Source organism: Acidovorax sp. LjRoot117 (assembly GCF_964252695.1).
In the GTDB taxonomy this organism is placed as follows: Bacteria; Pseudomonadota; Gammaproteobacteria; order Burkholderiales; family Burkholderiaceae_C; genus Acidovorax.
Window position 1 is genome coordinate 203,332 of sequence record NZ_CAXUPO020000003.1, and the last position, 17,640, is coordinate 220,971.

The 17,640-nt window shown below is 66.0% G+C and carries 22 protein-coding genes; 4 read left to right on the forward strand and 18 right to left on the reverse strand.

Annotated elements, in window-relative coordinates:
- Positions 1-111 precede the first annotated feature (111 nt).
- A complete protein-coding gene (locus ACSQ3D_RS10560) occupies positions 112-1,170 on the forward strand; it encodes a Bug family tripartite tricarboxylate transporter substrate binding protein (protein WP_396503829.1) in 1,059 nt (352 codons plus the stop codon).
- Positions 1,171-1,295: 125 nt separating this feature from the next.
- Here ACSQ3D_RS10560 and ACSQ3D_RS10565 read toward each other — a convergent pair whose 3' ends face one another.
- From ACSQ3D_RS10565 to ACSQ3D_RS10585, 5 genes are read right to left on the reverse strand one after another with little or no spacing between them, the layout of a single operon-like run.
- A complete protein-coding gene (locus ACSQ3D_RS10565; protein WP_436126845.1) occupies positions 1,296-1,907 on the reverse strand; it encodes an SCO family protein in 612 nt (203 codons plus the stop codon).
- 5 nt (positions 1,908-1,912) lie between these two features.
- Positions 1,913-2,812, reverse strand: a complete 900-nt coding sequence (gene cyoE / locus ACSQ3D_RS10570) for a heme o synthase (protein ID WP_056417983.1) — start codon at positions 2,810-2,812, stop codon at positions 1,913-1,915.
- A complete protein-coding gene (locus ACSQ3D_RS10575) occupies positions 2,809-3,990 on the reverse strand; it encodes a COX15/CtaA family protein (protein ID WP_436126846.1) in 1,182 nt (393 codons plus the stop codon). The genes cyoE and ACSQ3D_RS10575 overlap by 4 nt, the downstream gene beginning before the upstream one ends.
- A gap of 2 nt (positions 3,991-3,992) precedes the next feature.
- Complete coding sequence (locus ACSQ3D_RS10580; protein ID WP_436126847.1) at positions 3,993-4,739, reverse strand: hypothetical protein; 747 nt, start codon at positions 4,737-4,739, stop codon at positions 3,993-3,995.
- The gene (locus ACSQ3D_RS10585) at positions 4,681-5,466 is read right to left on the reverse strand and encodes an SURF1 family protein (RefSeq protein ID WP_436126848.1); all 786 of its coding nucleotides are present in this window, start codon (positions 5,464-5,466) and stop codon (positions 4,681-4,683) included. Before ACSQ3D_RS10585 ends, ACSQ3D_RS10580 begins: the two co-directional genes overlap by 59 nt.
- A gap of 15 nt (positions 5,467-5,481) precedes the next feature.
- Here ACSQ3D_RS10585 and ACSQ3D_RS10590 point away from each other — a divergent pair, with 15 nt between their 5' ends.
- On the forward strand, positions 5,482-5,712 hold the full coding sequence (locus ACSQ3D_RS10590) for a twin transmembrane helix small protein (RefSeq protein ID WP_396503920.1): 231 nt from the start codon (positions 5,482-5,484) through the stop codon (positions 5,710-5,712).
- A gap of 156 nt (positions 5,713-5,868) precedes the next feature.
- On the opposite strand, the gene ACSQ3D_RS10595 is transcribed toward ACSQ3D_RS10590, so the two are convergent.
- From ACSQ3D_RS10595 to ACSQ3D_RS10630, 8 genes are all read right to left on the reverse strand, one after another.
- Positions 5,869-6,750 (reverse strand): cytochrome c oxidase subunit 3, encoded by an 882-nt coding sequence (locus ACSQ3D_RS10595; protein ID WP_056417971.1) that lies wholly within the window; start codon positions 6,748-6,750, stop codon positions 5,869-5,871.
- A 103-nt stretch (positions 6,751-6,853) separates the two neighbouring features.
- Positions 6,854-7,084, reverse strand: coding sequence for a DUF2970 domain-containing protein (locus tag ACSQ3D_RS10600; RefSeq protein ID WP_056417968.1), 231 nt, complete (start codon positions 7,082-7,084; stop codon positions 6,854-6,856).
- Positions 7,081-7,713: a cytochrome c oxidase assembly protein gene (locus ACSQ3D_RS10605; RefSeq protein ID WP_436126849.1), complete on the reverse strand. Its 633-nt coding sequence runs from the start codon at positions 7,711-7,713 to the stop codon at positions 7,081-7,083. The genes ACSQ3D_RS10600 and ACSQ3D_RS10605 overlap by 4 nt, the downstream gene beginning before the upstream one ends.
- A 17-nt stretch (positions 7,714-7,730) precedes the next feature.
- Entirely contained in the window at positions 7,731-7,841 is a 111-nt protein-coding gene (locus ACSQ3D_RS10610) for a cytochrome oxidase small assembly protein (protein ID WP_232727916.1), read from the reverse strand.
- 10 nt (positions 7,842-7,851) lie between these two features.
- Positions 7,852-9,483: a cytochrome c oxidase subunit I gene (gene ctaD / locus ACSQ3D_RS10615; protein WP_056167726.1), complete on the reverse strand. Its 1,632-nt coding sequence runs from the start codon at positions 9,481-9,483 to the stop codon at positions 7,852-7,854.
- A 33-nt stretch (positions 9,484-9,516) separates the two neighbouring features.
- A complete protein-coding gene (gene coxB / locus ACSQ3D_RS10620) occupies positions 9,517-10,686 on the reverse strand; it encodes a cytochrome c oxidase subunit II (RefSeq protein ID WP_056417962.1) in 1,170 nt (389 codons plus the stop codon).
- A 59-nt stretch (positions 10,687-10,745) separates the two neighbouring features.
- Positions 10,746-11,222, reverse strand: coding sequence for a DUF2244 domain-containing protein (locus ACSQ3D_RS10625; RefSeq protein ID WP_056417959.1), 477 nt, complete (start codon positions 11,220-11,222; stop codon positions 10,746-10,748).
- Between the two features lie 241 nt (positions 11,223-11,463).
- A complete protein-coding gene (locus ACSQ3D_RS10630) occupies positions 11,464-12,390 on the reverse strand; it encodes a biotin synthase (RefSeq protein WP_436126850.1) in 927 nt (308 codons plus the stop codon).
- Positions 12,391-12,428: 38 nt separating this feature from the next.
- Between ACSQ3D_RS10630 and ACSQ3D_RS10635 the strand changes: the two genes are divergently transcribed.
- Both ACSQ3D_RS10635 and ACSQ3D_RS10640 read left to right on the forward strand, forming a co-directional pair.
- Positions 12,429-13,151, forward strand: a complete 723-nt coding sequence (locus tag ACSQ3D_RS10635; RefSeq protein WP_436126851.1) for a ComF family protein — start codon at positions 12,429-12,431, stop codon at positions 13,149-13,151.
- 63 nt (positions 13,152-13,214) lie between these two features.
- Positions 13,215-13,742, forward strand: coding sequence for a tRNA (cytidine(34)-2'-O)-methyltransferase (locus ACSQ3D_RS10640; protein WP_396503838.1), 528 nt, complete (start codon positions 13,215-13,217; stop codon positions 13,740-13,742).
- Positions 13,743-13,930: 188 nt separating this feature from the next.
- On the opposite strand, the gene ACSQ3D_RS10645 is transcribed toward ACSQ3D_RS10640, so the two are convergent.
- From ACSQ3D_RS10645 to ACSQ3D_RS10665, 5 genes are all read right to left on the reverse strand, one after another.
- Positions 13,931-14,194 (reverse strand): hypothetical protein, encoded by a 264-nt coding sequence (locus ACSQ3D_RS10645; RefSeq protein ID WP_436126852.1) that lies wholly within the window; start codon positions 14,192-14,194, stop codon positions 13,931-13,933.
- A gap of 28 nt (positions 14,195-14,222) precedes the next feature.
- Entirely contained in the window at positions 14,223-15,164 is a 942-nt protein-coding gene (locus tag ACSQ3D_RS10650; RefSeq protein WP_056417948.1) for a LysR family transcriptional regulator, read from the reverse strand.
- Between the two features lie 209 nt (positions 15,165-15,373).
- Positions 15,374-15,838, reverse strand: a complete 465-nt coding sequence (locus tag ACSQ3D_RS10655) for a MaoC family dehydratase (protein WP_056417946.1) — start codon at positions 15,836-15,838, stop codon at positions 15,374-15,376.
- A 105-nt stretch (positions 15,839-15,943) separates the two neighbouring features.
- Positions 15,944-16,561: an AAA family ATPase gene (locus ACSQ3D_RS10660; protein WP_436126853.1), complete on the reverse strand. Its 618-nt coding sequence runs from the start codon at positions 16,559-16,561 to the stop codon at positions 15,944-15,946.
- A 171-nt stretch (positions 16,562-16,732) separates the two neighbouring features.
- On the reverse strand, positions 16,733-17,371 hold the full coding sequence (locus ACSQ3D_RS10665; protein WP_056417939.1) for a LysE family transporter: 639 nt from the start codon (positions 17,369-17,371) through the stop codon (positions 16,733-16,735).
- Positions 17,372-17,640 lie beyond the last annotated feature (269 nt).

Genomic DNA, 17,640 nt, shown 5'->3' on the forward strand with positions numbered 1-17,640 from the left:
GCAGCACGAAGTAGCGCGTTAACATCGCTGCTTCGCGGCTGGCACAACCACCAGAGGGCCCCGTCGGGGCCCTCTGTCATTCCAGCCTACCGAACGAACAATTCCAAGGAGATGCTCTTGTCACGCCCTGTTCCCCGCCGCGCCGCCCTGGCATTGGCGCTTGCCGCCCTGTCGCCATGGGCCCTTGCACAGCAGTCCCCGCAGAAGCCCGCCACCAAACCTGCGGCGGCGGCTGCCCCCGCTGCGGCTGCGGCACCCGTGGCGTGGCCCACCAAGCCAGTGCGCATCATCGTGGGCTTTCCCGCAGGCTCTTCGCCGGACCTGACGGCACGCACCATCGCCGAGCCCCTGTCCAAGGCGCTGGGCCAACCGGTGATCGTGGAGAACAAGGTGGGTGCGGGCGGCAACATCGGCGCCGATGCAGTGGCCAAGGCGCGTGACGACCACACCATCGGCCTGATGATCAACGGCAACATGACCATCGCCAAGATGCTCAACCCCGCCGTGCCCTATGACCCCATCAAGGACCTTGCGCCGCTGAGCCTGATCGGCACCTCGCCGCTGGTGCTGACCGCGCCCGTGAGCCAGCCCGGCGTATCCGCCACGGCCGATGCCCGCGAATTCTTCGTGGCCGCCCGCAATGGTGGCGACAAGTGGAGCTACGGCACGCCGGGCGTGGGCACGGTCGGCCACATCGGCACCGAACTGCTCAAGTCGCGCAGCAACATCAACCCCGTGCACGTGCCCTACCCCGGCTACCCGCAGGTGGCCACGGCCATGTTGGGCGGCCAATTGCAGATGGCGCTGCTGCCCCCCGCCCTGGCCCAGGCCCAGGTCAAGGCCGGCAAGCTGCGCGCCATCGGCGTCACGTCCGCGGGCCGCAGCCCGCTGGTGCCGGACGTACCGAGCCTCGCGGAGGCCGGCATCACGAACTTCAACCTCGAGATCTGGAACGCCTTCGCGGCACCAGCCACCATGCCCAAGCCCATCCAGGCCAAGGTGGCGGCACTGATCAGCGAGATCGCCCGCAGCCCCGACGTGCGCAGCAAGCTGTTCCAGCAGGGCTGGCAGGTGGTGGGCACCTCGCCCGAGGGCCTGGCCAACCGCATCAAGGCAGACACCAACCTGCTGGGCGGCGTGATCGCCATGCGGGGCATCAAGGCCGAATAAGGGCCTCGGCTGTACCTGATAAAAACCAAGGGCCCGCAAGCGGGCCCTTTTTGTTTCGCCACGCGTTGCCGATGCAGACGTGGTGGAAGTGACTGAGGTGGTGGCGGCGAGGATCGCTCGGCCGCTCAGCCCGCTTCGCCCAGCAGCGCCTTCACGTCCGAAGCCAGTGCCTGTGCGCCGCTGCCGTAGCGGTTGTACACCCGCAGGCGTCCTGCCGTGTCGTACACGTAGCTGCCGGCGGAGTGGTCCATGGTGTAGCTCGTGGGCGTCTTGCCGTCGACCTTCTTGTAGTAGATCTTGAAGTCCTTGGCGACCGCAGCCAGCTCTTCGGGTGTGCCGCGCAGGGCCAGGAAGCTGGGGTCGAAGTTGGTCATGTAGGCCTTGAGCACTTCGGGCGTGTCGCGCTCCGGGTCGACCGTGACGAAGATGCCCTGCAGGCGATCGCCATCCTTGCCCAGCATCTGCTTGACCTCGGCCAGCTCCTGCATCGACGTGGGGCAGACATCGGGGCACTGCGTGAAGCCGAAGAACACCACCACCACCTTGCCCGCAAAGTCCTTGATGTGGCGCGGCTGGCCGTTGTGGTCGGTCAGGGGCAGGTCGCGTGCATAATCGGCGCCGGTGATGTCCACGCCACGGAACTCGGCCTTTTTCTCGGTGCATGCCGTCAAAAGCCCGCCACCGCTGATGGACAGGGCGGCAACAGCTATCGTTTTAAGAGCATTTCTCTTGAGCATGGTATTTACAGCACATAGTGGTCCACCAGCAGCGCCGCGAACAGCACGCTCAGGTGGATGAGTGAAAAACGGAAGGTCTTGCGCGCCAGCGCGTCCGAGTAGTTGCGCCACAGTGCAAAGCCGTAGCCGCAAAAGCCCGCGCTGAGCACCACCGCAGCCGCCAGGTAGATCCACGAGCTCATGCCATACACGAAGGGCATGAGGCAGCCCGCGAACAGGATCAGCGTGTAGAGGAACACCTGCAGCCGCGTGAACTCGTTGCCGTGGGTCACCGGCAGCATGGGCAGGCCGGACTTGCGGTAGTCCTCCACGCGGTACAGCGCCAGCGCCCAGAAGTGCGGCGGCGTCCACAGGAAGATGATGAGGAACAGGATCAGCGCCTCGGGGCCCACATCGTTCGTCATGGCCGCCCAGCCCAGCACCGGGGGCATGGCGCCGGACGCGCCGCCAATCACGATGTTCTGCGGCGTGAGGGGTTTGAGGATCACCGTGTACACGACGGCATAGCCGACGAACGTGGCGAAGGTGAGCCACATGGTCAGCGGGTTCACCCAGAAGTAGAGCAGCAGCGACCCGGCTGCGCACAGCGCCGCCGAAAACAGTAGCGTCTGGGCATTGGAAAGCTCGCCCTTGGCCGTGGGGCGCCAGGCGGTGCGCTTCATCTTGGCGTCGATGCCCTGCTCCACGATGCAGTTGAACGCGGCGGCCGCGCCGGCGACCAGCCACACCCCCACGCAGGCGATGAGCATCAGGCCGAACTGCGCCGCGGTGGGCATGCCCGGCACCGCCAGCACCATGCCGATGAGCGCGCAGAACACGATGAGTTGCACCACGCGCGGCTTGGTCAGGGCATAGAACTGCGCAAAGCGCGATGGCGGGGCAGCAAGGGCGGGGACAGCGGTCATGCAGAGACTCTCGGTGCGGTGGAACGCACAGGAAAATTGTGGGTGGCGGCAGCCACGCGGCTGGACGCCAGGGCCCAGGTCAGCACCACCACCAACGCAGCAGCGCCGCCGGTGTGCAGCACGGCGGCGACCAGGGGCCAGTCCAGCACCACGTTCGACAGGCCCGTGGCCAGCTGCAGCAGCGCCAGGCCTGCCAGCCACCGCGCCTGCACCGGCAGCGCGCCGGTGCGGTGCAGGCGCCATGCGGTCAGGCCCAGCGCCAGCAGCACCACATAGGCCGCGAGCCGGTGCACATAGTGGATAGCGGTCAGGCCCGCAAAACTGATGTGGCTGCCGTCTTGCAGCATGCCGAGCGCGCGCCAGATCTGAAAGCCCTGCGCAAACTCCATGTCGGGCCACCAGCTGCCCTGGCAGGTGGGGAAGGTCGTGCAGGCCAGCACGGCGTAGTTGGTGCTGACCCAGCCGCCCAGGACCACCTGCGCACTGACCAATACGCCCGTCCACACCAGCGCACGGCGCAGACCTGGGGACACCGCCACGGGGACCCTGCCCAGTGCGGTGTGGGTGTGGCGCACGGCCTGCACACAGAGGAGCGCCAGCAGCACCAAGCCGCCGATCAGGTGGAGCGTGACGATGGCAGGAAAGAGCTTCATGGTCACCGTCAGCGCGCCAAAGGCGCCCTGCAGGCACACCCAGAACAGCGTGAACGTCGGCCACCAGGGGCTCAGCGGCGGTCGCTCGCCCTCGCCCCGCGCCGCGCGGCGGTGCTGCACCCAGGCAGAGACCGTGAGCACAATGATGAGCACGCCCACGCCGGTGGCCAGGTAGCGGTGGATCATTTCGACCCAGGCCTTGCCGTGCGTCACCGGGCCGGTGGGCATGGCCTCCTGTGCGGCCGCGATTTCGCTGCGGGCGCCCACGGGACTGGCGCTGCCATAGCAGCCGGGCCAGTCCGGGCAGCCCAGGCCCGAGTCGGTCAGGCGCGTGAACGCACCGAACAGCACCAGATCGAAGGTGAGGAACAGCGTGAGCACCGTGAGGGCCTGCAGGCGGCGCAATGGCGTCGTGCCGCGGTTGCGCAGCCCCACCCACACGAGCGGGCCCAGCGCGATCACCACGCCCAGCAGCATCATGCGGGCCAGCGGCGCGAGGTCGTACAAAGGCTGTGAAGCGTCCATCGTCAGGGCGTTCCTGGCCGGCCGGCCTCGTCCCAGGACGACGACGCGCGCAGCAGGCGTTCCAGGTCACGCTTGGCCTTGGCCGCACCGCTGCTGTCCATGGCAGCCGGAAAACGCATCATCCAGTTGCCCATGGGATCGACCACGTACAGGTGGTCGGTCAACTGATGGCCATCGGCCGGGGCCAGCCAGGCACCCAGCGCCGCAGCGTCCACCCGCAGCGCCGTGGCCTTCTGCAGCGCGGGCTGCAGCTCGGCAGGCACGGGCGCGCCATCGTTCACGAGCCACACCCAGTCCACGCGGTCCTTCTCCCTGCCAACGCTCTCGCGCAGTTGCCGCTGCAGGTACAGGTGCTTCTGGCACGCAGCATCGCAAGCCCCCCCGGCCACGCTGACCAGGAGCCATTGGCCCTTGAGCGAGGACAGCGGCACCGGGCTGCCATCGAGCGCCGTGGCGGTCAAGGCCGGCATGGTGCGCTGGGGATCGATCAGCTCGCCATAGTTGCGCCGGCCTTCGGGGCGGATGACGTAGTAGGTGAAATAAGAGGCGACGACCGGGGCCGCGCAGATGAGCAGCACGCCCAGCATCTTCCAGCGGCCGTGGTGCGTGCGCTGTGCCGACGCCACCGCATCGCCAGCGGCAGGCAGCGTGTGCACGGTCAGGCCCAGGGGATGCTCGTCCCCCTGGCCCTCAGGCGGCAGGCTGGCTGCGCGGGCGAATGAACCGTCGGACGAGTTGGAACCAGACATAGAGAAGTGCAATCAGGCCGCAGAGCCCGAACCATTGAAATGCGTAACCGTAGTGTTTGTCGACACCGGCGCCGACCACAGGCCAGTCGCGTTGCAAGCCTTCGCTTGCCGTGCCGGTCTGGAGCACCGTGAGGTTGGCGAGCGCAAGACCGGTTTCGGTGCGGTACGCTGCCAGGTCGAGATTTTGCCGGATGCGAGAAGACCCCTGAGCACTATCGGCGCCCTGGAACTCATACAGCCGCGATGGCGACGCTGCCACGCGGCCCTCCACCCGGACCAAGGCATCTGCCGGCGTCTGGATGAGCGGCAACTGGGTGCGGTCCTGGAAATTGCGTGGCGCCCAGCCGCGCTGCACCAGCACCACCCCACCGCCGGGCGCGCTCAGCTGCAGCGGCGTGAGCACGAAAAACCCCGGGCGGCCCTGCATCTGGCGGTTGTCGAGGTACACCGTGTGCGCAGGCAGCCAACGCCCCTCGATCTGCACCGCACGGTGCACCAGCGCCTGCGTGTCTGCGGCTGGCACTGCGGGGCCCGCGCTGGCGAACAGGCTCACCCCATCGATCGCGGGCAGCCGCCCGCGCTCGTCCAGCGCAGCCTGCAGCGCCTCTTTCTCGGCCGCGCGCGACAGCTGCCAGCGGCCCAGCGAAGCCGTGATGGCCATGCCTACCAGCGCAGCCAGCGCGATCAGCCAAAAACGCAGGCCCACAGGACGTTGGACAGTGGTCACGGGATAATGGGCTCCATGAAATATCTTGTGGTGATGGCGTTCATTGCTATTTTGGCGAGCCTCGCGTCGGCGCTGTTCTTCATGATGCGCAGAGGCCGGAGCGAGAAGGACGACCGGGCCAAGGGCAACCACATGGCCAAGGCCCTGGCAGTCCGGGTCGGATTGTCCATTGTGCTGTTTTTGTGCCTGCTGCTGGCCTGGAAGCTCGGCTACATCCAACCCACTGGGCTGCCTGCGAGCCGCTGAACGCCCTTTGGGGTGCGCGCCCCTGGTCGCCGCAGCCAAGGATCCCGGCAGGGCCCACCAAGCTGCCTGCAGCCGCGAGCGGTGCGCCTTGGCTGGTCCAACAACCAACAAAAAAGCGCCTTGCGGCGCTTTTTTTGTCAGTGCCTGGCGCTCTGCCTACATCCAGTAGACCAGCACGTACAGGCCCAGCCAGACCACGTCCACAAAGTGCCAGTACCAGGCAGCGCCTTCGAAGCCGAAGTGCTTGTCGGCCGTGAAATGGCCCTTTTGCAGGCGCAGCGTGATCACCAGCAGCATCAGCATGCCCAGGAACACGTGGAAGCCGTGGAAGCCGGTCAACATGAAGAAGGTGGAGCCGAACACGCCCGAGTTGAGCTTGAGGTTCAGGTCGGTGTACAGGTGGTAGTACTCGTAGCCCTGCACGCACAGGAAGACGAAGCCCAGCAGCACCGTGGCCCACATGAAGGCGATGGTCTTGCCGCGGTGGTTTTCACGCAGTGCGTGGTGGGCGATGGTCAGCGTCACGCCCGAGGTCAGCAGCAGCGCGGTGTTGATCGTGGGCAGCCAGAAGGGACCGACGGTCTGGAAGGGCTCCACGATGCCGGCGGGCGATGCCGTGACGCCCGCGGCGATGCTGGGCCAGACGGCCTTGAAGTCAGGCCAGAGCAGCGCGTTGTCCAGGCTGCCCAGTGCGGGCACCGAGTGCGAGCGCGCCCACCACAGGGCCGTGAAGAACGCGCCGAAGAACATCACCTCGGAGAAGATGAACCAGCTCATGCTCCAGCGGTAGGAGATATCGATCTTGTGGCCGTACAGGCCACCCTGGCTCTCGCGCACGGCGTCGCCGAACCACTGGTACAGCACGAACAGCCACCACACCATGCCCAGGGCCAGGGAATACTTGCCCCAGTCGTGGCCGTTGATCCATTGGCCTGCGCCCAGGATGACGAAAAACAGCCCAGCTGCCGCCATCACCGGGTGGCGAGACTCTGCAGGCACGTAGTAGTACGGGGTTCCGCCGTGGGTCGATGCACTCATTTCAGCTCCTGGCTCTCAAAATCTTTGTTTGTCTCGGTCTTGTCTTCGGAGTACGTCGTCCCCCACCCGATTCGACCAATATTCATCTACTTATTCACGCAACTCAAACGATCCAGTTCACCAGCCCGATCAAGCCGATCACCAGCAGGAAGACAGCCACCAGGCCGACCACGATGATGTGCAGCGGATTGAGCTTCTCCACATCCTGCTGGTACTCGCTGCCCTTGCGCAGGCCGATCAGCGACCAGGCCACGGCGCGCACCGTGCGCAGCAGCGAGCCCTTGCGCTCGTGCGGCTTCGCCGCCACGGCGGGTTGCTCCACCGGCGCATTCATGAACCGGCCCCCGTCGCCAGTGCGGCTGGCAACACAGGGCTCACGGCTGCGGTCGATTCGGGTGCCGCAGGCGTCTTGCCACCGACTTCGAAGAAGGTGTAGGACAGCGTGATCGTGGTCACGTCCTTGGACAGGCGCGGGTCGATCACGAAGGCCACCGGCCACTCCTTCTTCTCACCGGGCTCGAGCGTGTACTGGTTGAAGCAAAAGCACTCGAGCTTGTTGAAGTGCGCTGCCGCCTGACGGGGCGCATAGCTTGGGATGGCCTGAGCCGCCATGCGGCGGTTCTGGATGTTCTGGAACTCGTACATCACTGTCGTCAGCTCGCCAGGGTGCACCTGCACCGAACGCTGCGCGGGCTTGAAGTCCCAGGGGCCGCGCGCATTGGCGTCGAACTCGACGGTGATGGTGCGGGTCTTGTCCACCTGCGTGTTGGCAGGCACCTTCACGTCCTTGCCCGCCACGCCGTTGCCCGGCACCTGACGCTCGGAGAGCGACAGGATGTTGATGCCCGTCATCTCGCAGATGTGCTTGTAGATGGGGATCAGCACATAGCCGAAGGCGAACATGCCGGCCGCGATCACGACCAGCTTGCCGACCATCTTGGCGTTTTCGCGGTGCAGGCTCATGGCAGTCGGTGCGTTGTTCAGCGGGACATCAGCACGACCTTGACCATGAACCCGACGAAGAAGACGACGGCCACGGAAGCAAGGATCAATGCCATCCGCAGGTTGCTCTTCTTTTGTTCGGGCGTCATGGGCATGGCATCAACCGATCACGCGGGTTGCCGTGGCATCCAGCTTGGGTGGGTTTTCAAAGGTGTGGAACGGTGCAGGCGATGGCACTTCCCACTCCAGGCCTTCGGCTCCGTCCCAGGGCTTGGCGGGGGCCTTTTCGCCCTTGCCGCGCATCGCGGGGACCACCACGGCCAGGAAGAAGTACACCTGCATCAGGCCGAAACCGAACGCGCCCACCGAAGCGATGGCGTTGAAGTCTGCGAACTGCATGGGGTAGTCGGCATAGCGGCGGGGCATGCCGGCCAGGCCCAGGAAGTGCATCGGGAAGAACGTGATGTTGAAGGTGATCAGCGAGCCCCAGAAGTGGATCTGGCCGCGCTTTTCGGAGTACATCACGCCGGTCCACTTGGGCAGCCAGTAGTAGACGCCAGCGAACATGGAGAACAGCGAGCCGGCCACCAGCACGTAGTGGAAGTGGGCCACCACGTAGTAGGTGTCCTGCAGCTGGATGTCGATGGGCGCCATGGCCAGGATCAGGCCCGTGAAGCCACCCATCGTGAACACGAAGATGAAACCCACTGCGAACAGCATGGGGGTCTCGAACGTCATGGAGCCGCGCCACATCGTGGCGATCCAGTTGAAGATCTTCACGGCCGTGGGCACGGAGATCAGCATGGTGGCATACATGAAGAACAGCTGGCCCGTCACAGGCATGCCGGTCGTGAACATGTGGTGGGCCCACACGATGAACGACAGGATGGCGATCGACGAGGTGGCGTACACCATGGAGGCGTAGCCGAACAGCTTCTTGCGGGCGAACGCGGGCACGATCTGGCTGATGATGCCGAAGGCCGGCAAGATCATGATGTACACCTCGGGGTGGCCGAAGAACCAGAAGATGTGCTGGTACATCACCGGGTCGCCGCCGCCGGCGGGGTTGAAGAAGCTGGTGCCGAAGTGGCGGTCCGTCAGCGTCATGGTGATGGCGCCAGCCAGCACGGGCATCACGGCGATCAGCAGGTAGGCGGTGATGAGCCAGGTCCAGGCGAACATGGGCATCTTCATCAGCGTCATGCCGGGGGCGCGCATGTTCAGGATGGTCACGATGATGTTGATCGAGCCCATGATGGACGAGGCACCCAGGATGTGCATCGCGAAGATGCCAGCGTCCATGGAGGGGCCCATCTGCAGCGTCAGCGGTGCGTACAGCGTCCAGCCGGCAGCGGGTGCGCCACCGGGCATGAAGAACGAGCTCACGAGCATCAGCGCCGCAGGAATCATCAGCCAGAAGCTGAAGTTGTTCATGCGCGCGAAGGCCATGTCGGAGGCGCCGATCTGCAGCGGGATCATCCAGTTCGCAAAGCCCACGAAGGCCGGCATGATGGCGCCGAACACCATGATCAGGCCGTGCATGGTGGTGAGCTGGTTGAACAGCTCGGGATTGACCAGCTGCAGGCCGGGCTGGAACAGCTCGGCGCGGATCAAGAGGGCCAGGATGCCGCCCACCATCAGCATGGTGAAGGAGAACAGCAGGTACAGCGTACCGATGTCCTTGTGGTTGGTAGCGAACACCCAGCGGCGCCAGCCGGTGGGACCATGGTGGCCATGGTCGTCGTGTGCGTGGTCGCCAGCGTGCCCGTGGTTGTCGAGAACTGCGCTCATGTTGGATTCCTCAATCAATACGTAGGGCGATGATTACTTGCCGCGCTGGGCCACGATTTCAGCCGGCTGCACCAGCTGTCCGGTCTTGTTGGACCAGGAGTTCTTCGTGTAGGTCACCACAGAGGCGATATCGGTATCGCTGAGCTGCGCCCAGGACGGCATCGCACCATTGGCCGCGCCCTTGAGCAGGATCTGGATCTGCTTGGCGTGGTCGGCATCGAGCACGATGGCCGAGCCGTCCAGTGGCTTGATGGGGCCGGCGCCCTTGCCGTTGGCCTGGTGGCAGGCTGCGCAGTTGGCGGCATACACCTTCTCGCCGCGCTTCATGATGTCGTCCATCGTCCAGACCTTGGTCGGGTCGTCCAGCTTGGCGGCGGCCTTCTTCTTCTGGTCGGCCACCCACGCCGTGTAGTCCTCGGCGGAGACGACCTTCACGTGGATGGGCATGTAGGCGTGTTCCTTGCCGCACAGCTCGGCGCACTGGCCGTAGTAGTCGCCGATCTTCTCGGCGCGGAACCAGGTGTCGCGCACGAAGCCAGGGATCGCATCCTGCTTGATGCCGAAGGCGGGCACCATGAACGCGTGGATCACGTCGTTGGCGGTGGTGATGATGCGGATCTTCTTGTTGACCGGCACCACCATCGGGTTGTCGACCTTGAGCAGGTAGTTGGCGGGCGCTTCCTTGACGTTGCCGCTGTCGGACATCACGCGGTGGCTGCTGTCCAGCGTGGAGATGAAGGCCAGGCCCTCGCCTTCGCCGGTGATGTAGTCGTAGCCCCACTTCCACTGGTAGCCCGTGGTCTTGATGGTGAGGTCGGCGTTGGTCGTGTCCTTTTGCGCCACCAGCACCTTGGTCGCCGGCAGGGCCATCAGGATCACGATGATGAAGGGGACGATGGTCCAGACCACTTCGACAGTGACGGACTCATGGAAGTTGGCCGCCTTGGCACCCTTGGAGCGGCGATGTTTCCAGATCGAGTAGAACATCACGGAGAACACTGCCACGAAGATCACCGTGCAGATGATCAGCATCATCCAGTGCAGGAAATGCTGCTCTTCTGCGATCTTGGTGACGGGCGGGGCCAGGTTCAGCTGGTTGACTGCGGGGCCGCCAGGCAGGTCCTGAACGGCATGGGCTACGGAACCTACCCATGCACCGGCAATCAGCAGCAGAGAAGCCAGCTTGTTGGAAATGCTCTTCATAGTTCTCACTTACTTCTAAGCCTCAATTTAACCAATCCCCTGTGTGCGCCTGCGTGGGGTCAGGCTGCGCGCAAGGCCATGCGGATCTCCGATGCCAGGGCCGGGCGAAGCTCGGGGCGCACGTAACGCCCCACGTCTATCGACCGTCCTTGGCCAGACAAGGTGATCAGCGATCGGTCGCCGGTCTTGGGTTCCACACGGACCCAGTGCCGGTCGAATTCGGCGCGTTTCAGCTTGCCTGCTGTCTCCTGCTCCACCACCAGGCGCGAGCCCTGCAGTGAAATCCTCTCGCCGTCGGCCGCATGACGTCCGTACATGGCGAATGCCCATCCAACAACCACTATCTCCAGCCATGCGAACGGCATGACCAGCCGGGCTCCGAGCATCCAGAAAAAAGTCGCAATGCCCAGTGATACCGAACACAGCGACAGGTACATCCACCCCATCTGCGCGGGGGTGACCGAGCAGTTGCGAGCCAGGCGCCAATCGATGCGCTGGCCCGAGACAGTGGCAAAACGAAAGATCAAGCCTGTCACCGGTGGTGCTCACAAGACCGGCGACTGCCGCCGCACCAGCAAAAATACCGGTGCTGCATGCGCAGCCGCCACGTTGCGCGGGAGGATGTGCCCGAAATCCCAATAACCCTGAATTGTACCGTGCCTTGTTCCACATCATTGACACGCTGTTGCAAGTGAAGGCCATACCCCCATATGGGTGCGCCGCGTTCGCAACACTCTCGAAAAGCAAGTCTGGAAAACCCTGTGCGGGCCTGCCCGGTCAGGGGTTGCGCGGCCCGCCGTTGTGACCGTCCTTGCTGCCCTGGCGCAGCATGGCGCGCATGTCCTGCAGCGACACGGCGCTGCTCTCGCTCACGCGCAGGCGGGGCGCGGGCTTGAAGGCGTGGCCGTAGATGATCTCGAAGGTCAGTGCCAGCTGCCCGCCTTCCGCCGGGTCGGGCAGCCGCTCTGCCAGCGCCTCGTACAGGCGGTCCCGCCAGCGCCGGCCGCGCAGCGCGCCGAAGCGCTCGGGATGCAGATTGCAGCCGAGTTCGCGCAGCTCCTGCACCAGCCGCTCGGGCGTGGCAAAGGTCAGCCGGATGCGCTCCATGTCCATCACGGGCTCGGCGAAGCCGGCGTGCACCAGCATGTCGCCCCAGTCGTGCATGTCCGTGAAGGCATGGCCTGCCGGCGGCCAGCCCAGTGCGGCGTAGACGGCATGCAGCTCGCGCAGGGTGTCCGGGCCCAGGCACGAGAACATCAGGTAGCCGTCCACCGCCAGGGCACGGTGCCACTGGCCGATCAGCGCCTGCGGGTCGGCGGCGGTGTGCAGCGCCATGTTGGCCCACAGCATCTGCACGCTTGCATCCGGCGGCATGCCGAACTGCGGGCTGCCCGCACCCCAGCGCGCGGGGCTCCACCAGGGCTTGGCCAGGGAATGCTGCGCTGCGCCGTCAAGCCGGGGCGCGCTTTCGTAGACCTGGCAACGTGCCTTGGGATAGCGGGCACTCACCAGCGCATGGCCCTGCAGGCCGCCGCGCAGGGCGTCCCAGTGGCACCAGGATTCGGGGGGCTTGCGTATCCACTGCAGGCGGTCTTCCATGCGGCGCGCCACTTCTTCGTGCAGCCAGGGCGATGTGGCGGGCGCAGCCGCATGCCAGCGGGCTGCGGCGGTGGGGTCGATGGTGGGGGGACGCTCGGAAGACATGGAGGGGTGTGCACGGGGACGCGCGAGTATATTGATTCATGCTCTTCAAGGCCCTTCTAGGGATTTCCCGCCGCACGCGCGCCTCGGCCGCCCACATTCCCAGCCAGTGCGCGGTGTGCCATGCCTGGCCGTCGCAAAGGGTGTGCAATGCCTGCGCCGCGCGGTTCGCCCAGCCGACTGCACGCTGCCAGCGCTGCGCCCTGCGCGTGCCGGACGGAGTCGACGTCTGCGGGGCCTGCACGTTGCACCCTCCGCTGTTCGATGCCTGCATCGCCGCGGTGGACTACGCCTACCCCTGGGCGGACATCCTGGGCGACTTCAAGTTCCGCGGCGATGCAGGGTGGGCGGCCACGCTGGCGACACTGATGCGCAGCACGCCCTGGATCGAACCCGCGCTCGAAGCCGCCGACCGCGTGCTGCCCGTGCCGTTGTCCACCGACCGCCTGCGCGAGCGGGGCTTCAACCAGTCGGCACTGCTGGCGCGGCAACTGGCTGGCGCCAAGGCCGACGCGCTCACCCTGCTGCGCATCCATGCCACCGAAGCCCAGAGCAGCCTGCCGCGCGCGCAGCGCCTGCGCAACCTCCACGGCGCCTTTGCGGTGGAACCGGCACGCGCCGCCCGCCTGCAGGGCCAGCGCGTCGTGCTGCTGGACGACGTGATGACCACCGGAGCGACCCTGCATGCCGCCACACAAGCCCTGCGCGAAGCCGGCGCGGCGCACGTCACGGCCATCGTGCTGGCCCGCACCGGGGCCGACTGACGGGATACTTTTGATTACCAGCGGTTGCTCAACTCACACTTGCGACGATGACAATAGGGGCCTATGTTCCATATCGTCCTCGTCGAGCCCGAGATCCCGCCCAACACGGGGAATGTGATTCGCCTGGCGGCCAACACGGGCTGCACGCTCCATCTGATCGAACCCCTGGGGTTCTCGATGGACGACCGGCAGATGCGCCGTGCCGGGCTGGATTACCACGAATACGCCCAGGTGCAATGCCACGCCGGGTGGACCGCCTTCCTGCGCGACGCGCAGCCGGACCCGGCGCGCATGTTCGCCATGACCACGCACGGCTCGCAGCCGGTGCACTCCACCCCGTTCTTCCTGGGCGACTGGCTGGTCTTCGGCGCCGAGACGCGCGGCCTGCCGCCCGAGCTGCGCGACAGCTTCCCGCCCGCCCAGCGCCTGCGCCTGCCCATGGTGGCGGGCCAGCGCAGCCTGAACCTGTCCAACGCGGTGGCGGTGACCGTGTTCGAGGCGTGGCGCCAGAACAGCTTCGCCATGCCCGATGGCGGCATCGAAGTGGAACCTGAAGGTACGATCATCAGCGGCTTTGCGCAGCTGAGCTGATCCAGGCCGGCTTCGCTTGCGGCAAAGCGCCCGGACTGCACTGCCTGGGCTCAAGACAGGCCGCACCAGCACGGTAATGGCACCACGCATTACCCGGCACGTTGGAGTGTGAACAAGGCAGGCAAAACGCCTTGCCTGGCTGCCTTGCCTGCCCTGCCTCGCCCGGTCCAACCCATCCCAGTCAGGACCTAGGGATCCTTTGCACGCATCGAGCTGCCACGTGTGCGCTGCGGATCGGGATGGAGTGCAAGGCGCAAAACGCAGCCATAGCCATAGCCATAGCCATAGCCATAGCCATAGCCATAGCCATAGCCATAGCCATAGCCATAGCCATAGCCATAGCCATAGCCATAGCCATAGCCATAGCCATAGCCATAGCCATAGCCATAGCCGTAGCCATAGCCATTGCGAGTATTGGCAACGCCGCAGGCCGCCCGAGACCGCAGATGCACACGGCGCGATGGTTCGTGCAGAGGGTCCCTAGCTCTTCTGGCGCTGCTGCTCCGCCATCGCCAGCGGCACCTGCTCGCTGAGGAAATCCAGAAACACCTTGGTGCGTGCCGGCAGCATGCGGCCCGAGGGCAACGCAGCGTAGACGGTGTAGCGCGAGAAGATCCACGCGGGCAGGATGTGCACCAGCTCGCCCCGTGCGAGGTGCTCTTCCGCCAGCAGGCGCGAAGTGACGGCCACGCCGGCACCGTCCACGGCGGCGCGCAGCAGCAGCTCGGTGCTCACGGACTGCAGCACCGCGGGCATGTCGATTTCCTGCGCGGGCTGCTTGCCGCTGAGCGACTGCAGGCGCAGCTTGCGCCCGGGCCCCGCTTGCGAGCGCGCGGCCATGCCCGAGTCGCGCAGGTGGTCGTGGTGCACCAGGTCCTGCGGTTCGCGCGGAATGCCGCGGCGCTCCAGGTAGTCGGGCGATGCGACCACGATCGCTTCGCCCTGCAGCAGGGGCCGCGCCACGATGTTGGCGTCGAAGTCCTCGCCCGCGACCATGATGGTCACATCGAACTCGTCCACGCGCGCCATCGCGAAAGCGTCGATGCTGATGTCCAGCATCAGCTTGGGGTAGTGGGCATGCCACAGCGCCACCATGGGCGCGAGGAAATTGCTGGCCAGCACGGGCGCTGCCACGATGCGGATCGTGCCGCGCAGGTCGCGCGTGCTGGCGGCGGCCGCGGCTTCGGCGTCATCGATCTCGTGCAGGATGGTGTGCACGCGCTGCAGGTACGACTCCCCCGCGTCGGTGAGCGCCAGCTTGCGCGTCGTGCGCTGCAGCAGGCGCGTGCCCAGGTGCTGCTCCAGCTCGGCCACCATGCGGGTGACCACCGGGGGCGACATGTCCATGGCGCGGGCGGCGGCGGCAAAGCCGCCCTCCTCCACCACGCGCTCGAAGACTTTCATGGCTTGCAGGCGGTCCATGGTTCAAGCCTCCTGCCTAAAAACACGAGCGTCTAACGAGAGCGCAGTCCGTGGAACACGCGCGATCCAGGCCAGCGACCGCCGCGCAAGGGCCGCCCAAGCTGAGCAGCGGCGCTTCCCTTGCGTGCGCTGGCGGTGTCCCCCTTCCCGAATGGCGCAGCCATTCGAGAGAAGGGGGAAGCGGCACAGCCGCTCAGGGGGTTGTCCTTCTACGCCGGAGCGCCGAAGTTGCGCGCCAGCGATTCCGCCACGCACACCGGCTTGTCGCTGCCCTCGCGCTCCACGGTCACCAGCCACGTCATCTGCATGCCATCGGGCGCCACGGGCTCGGCGGCCTGCAGCGTCAGGCGCGCACGCAGGCGGCTGCCCACCGGCACCGGCGCGGTGAAGCGCACCTTGTTGAGCCCGTAGTTCACGCCCATGCGCGAGCCCTCGATGGCCAGGCCCGTCTCGAAGAACTGCGGGATCAGCGACAGCGTGAGAAACCCGTGCGCGATCGGCGCGCCGAACGGCCCGGCCTTCGCACGCTCGGGGTCCACATGGATCCACTGGTGGTCGCCCGTGGCCTGGGCGAACAGGTTGACCTGTTCCTGCGTGATGGTGATCCAGTCGGTCACGGCGACCTCCTGGCCGACGCTGGCGCTGACTTCGGAGTAGGAGCGAAAGATTTTCATCGCCCCAATGTAGCGCCGCACCCGGGCGCGCCTTGTCTGGCGCGGGACAGCAGGTGTTTTCCCGCAGGATTTCTTGTTTCACAGCGTCCTTCAAAACCGCGTCCGTCATGCGTCGAGCCAGGTGCGGATGCCTTGCCATTGCTCCAGATCGCGCGCCACGCGGCCCGGCGCCACGTCGAACAGCGTGAGGCCGTGCGCCGCCAGGTGCACATAGTTCTGCGTGTCGCGCAGATAGCCCAGGACCGGAAACCCGAGGTTGTCCACGAAGTGGTGCAACTGCTCGGCCGCCTTGGTGCGCCCATCCACCCGCATGCCCACGATGCCCACTGGCACACCCGCTGCGTGGCGGTGCTCGGCCAACTGGTCCAGGAAGCTGCGCGTGGCGAAGATGTCGAACACGCTGGGCTGCAGCGGCACGATGACCTTGTCGGCCAGCTTGAGCACGTCGTTCAGCCGCCAGCCATGCAGGCCGGCAGGCGTGTCCAGCACGGCGTGCGTCGTGCCCTTGGGCGGGCGGCTGATCACGTCCGAGCTGGCATCCCAGGCGCCGATGGTGCGTGCGGCCGGAGGCCGCAGGCCCAGCCACAGTTTGGCGGACTCCTGCCGGTCCGTGTCGCCCAGGATCACGGGGTGCCCCTGGCTCGCAAAGTAGCCCGCGATGTTGGTGGACAGCGTGGACTTGCCCACGCCGCCCTTGGGATTGGCGACAACGATCACTGGCATGGCGAGCTCCTTCGAATCTTTGGGTTCATGAAAACTTCAAGCCAAATCGTGCCCTACCGCTTGATGGATAGGCGCTAGCAGCTATTAAATTCAGAGCAAAACCGTGCAGACCGCACGGACCGCACAGACCACCTGCACGGCGGCGCTGCAGCCACCTGGGACGGTCCGCCCTCAGGCGTGCTGCCCGCCCCGCTTCACAAAGAACAGCCCCGCACCCACCGCCATCAGCAGCCCGCCGAACACCCGGTTCTGCGTGCGCACGGCCCGCGCGCTGCGCATGAGGCGGCGCAGCGCGCTGGCCCCGAAAGCGTAGCCGTGCATCACCACCACGTCCACCGTCAGCGTGGTGGCGGCCATCACCAGCAGTTGCGTCCACAGCGGGCGGGTGTCGGTCATGAACTGTGGCAGCACGGCCACCATGAAGATGATGCCCTTGGGGTTGGTGGCATTGGTCAAAAAGCCTGTCAGGCAGCGCTTTTGCCAGGTGCCCGCCGACGCGGCCTCGTCGCCCTGCACGGGCGACGCATCGCCCGCGCGCCATTGGTTGAAGCCGACGTAGATCAGGTAGCAGGCGCCCAGCACCTTCACGATGCTGAAGGCCACCTCGGACGCCAGCAGCAGCGAGCCCACACCCGCGCCTGCGACCAGCAAGATCAGCAGCAGCCCCAGCTGCAGGCCCAGGATGGTGGCGCCCGTCTTGCGCACGCCGTACGACAGGCCGTGGCTCATCGACAGCACGGCGCCGGAGCCCGGCGACACCGCTATCAGGCACGATGCCGCAAAAAACGCCAGCCAGGTCTGCAAGTCCATGAGGTCACACCAAGAGAAAGCCAAGAGGGGCCCGCATCTTAGCAACGCGGCCTGCCTGGCGGCTTGACGCAGGCAAAAACAGCCGCTCGCGCTCAGCCACCCAGCGCAAGCAGCTATCAAAAAAGAAGCACGCCGGTGGACTGCCGCGCAACCACGTCAGGCTGGTGCAGTAAACACGGCACACCCGCTGCCGCGCGGCCTCAGCGGTGCCAAAATCCATGCCATCCGTACGCCTTTAGCACGGGCATGCGGACGTGCGGCCTCAAGCC

What these genes read in the sequence shown, in the direction of transcription:
- ACSQ3D_RS10560 (WP_396503829.1), top strand. Translation starts at nt 112, where the DNA reads ATGCTCTTGTCACGCCCTGTTCCCCGCCGCGCCGCCCTGGCATTGGCG.
- ACSQ3D_RS10565 (WP_436126845.1), bottom strand. Translation starts at nt 1,907, where the DNA reads ATGCTCAAGAGAAATGCTCTTAAAACGATAGCTGTTGCCGCCCTGTCC.
- cyoE (WP_056417983.1), bottom strand. Translation starts at nt 2,812, where the DNA reads ATGACCGCTGTCCCCGCCCTTGCTGCCCCGCCATCGCGCTTTGCGCAG.
- ACSQ3D_RS10575 (WP_436126846.1), bottom strand. Translation starts at nt 3,990, where the DNA reads ATGGACGCTTCACAGCCTTTGTACGACCTCGCGCCGCTGGCCCGCATG.
- ACSQ3D_RS10580 (WP_436126847.1), bottom strand. Translation starts at nt 4,739, where the DNA reads ATGTCTGGTTCCAACTCGTCCGACGGTTCATTCGCCCGCGCAGCCAGC.
- ACSQ3D_RS10590 (WP_396503920.1), top strand. Translation starts at nt 5,482, where the DNA reads ATGAAATATCTTGTGGTGATGGCGTTCATTGCTATTTTGGCGAGCCTC.
- ACSQ3D_RS10595 (WP_056417971.1), bottom strand. Translation starts at nt 6,750, where the DNA reads ATGAGTGCATCGACCCACGGCGGAACCCCGTACTACTACGTGCCTGCA.
- ACSQ3D_RS10600 (WP_056417968.1), bottom strand. Translation starts at nt 7,084, where the DNA reads ATGAATGCGCCGGTGGAGCAACCCGCCGTGGCGGCGAAGCCGCACGAG.
- ACSQ3D_RS10605 (WP_436126849.1), bottom strand. Translation starts at nt 7,713, where the DNA reads ATGAGCCTGCACCGCGAAAACGCCAAGATGGTCGGCAAGCTGGTCGTG.
- ACSQ3D_RS10610 (WP_232727916.1), bottom strand. Translation starts at nt 7,841, where the DNA reads ATGACGCCCGAACAAAAGAAGAGCAACCTGCGGATGGCATTGATCCTT.
- ctaD (WP_056167726.1), bottom strand. Translation starts at nt 9,483, where the DNA reads ATGAGCGCAGTTCTCGACAACCACGGGCACGCTGGCGACCACGCACAC.
- coxB (WP_056417962.1), bottom strand. Translation starts at nt 10,686, where the DNA reads ATGAAGAGCATTTCCAACAAGCTGGCTTCTCTGCTGCTGATTGCCGGT.
- ACSQ3D_RS10630 (WP_436126850.1), bottom strand. Translation starts at nt 12,390, where the DNA reads ATGTCTTCCGAGCGTCCCCCCACCATCGACCCCACCGCCGCAGCCCGC.
- ACSQ3D_RS10635 (WP_436126851.1), top strand. Translation starts at nt 12,429, where the DNA reads ATGCTCTTCAAGGCCCTTCTAGGGATTTCCCGCCGCACGCGCGCCTCG.
- ACSQ3D_RS10640 (WP_396503838.1), top strand. Translation starts at nt 13,215, where the DNA reads ATGTTCCATATCGTCCTCGTCGAGCCCGAGATCCCGCCCAACACGGGG.
- ACSQ3D_RS10650 (WP_056417948.1), bottom strand. Translation starts at nt 15,164, where the DNA reads ATGGACCGCCTGCAAGCCATGAAAGTCTTCGAGCGCGTGGTGGAGGAG.
- ACSQ3D_RS10655 (WP_056417946.1), bottom strand. Translation starts at nt 15,838, where the DNA reads ATGAAAATCTTTCGCTCCTACTCCGAAGTCAGCGCCAGCGTCGGCCAG.
- ACSQ3D_RS10660 (WP_436126853.1), bottom strand. Translation starts at nt 16,561, where the DNA reads ATGCCAGTGATCGTTGTCGCCAATCCCAAGGGCGGCGTGGGCAAGTCC.
- ACSQ3D_RS10665 (WP_056417939.1), bottom strand. Translation starts at nt 17,371, where the DNA reads ATGGACTTGCAGACCTGGCTGGCGTTTTTTGCGGCATCGTGCCTGATA.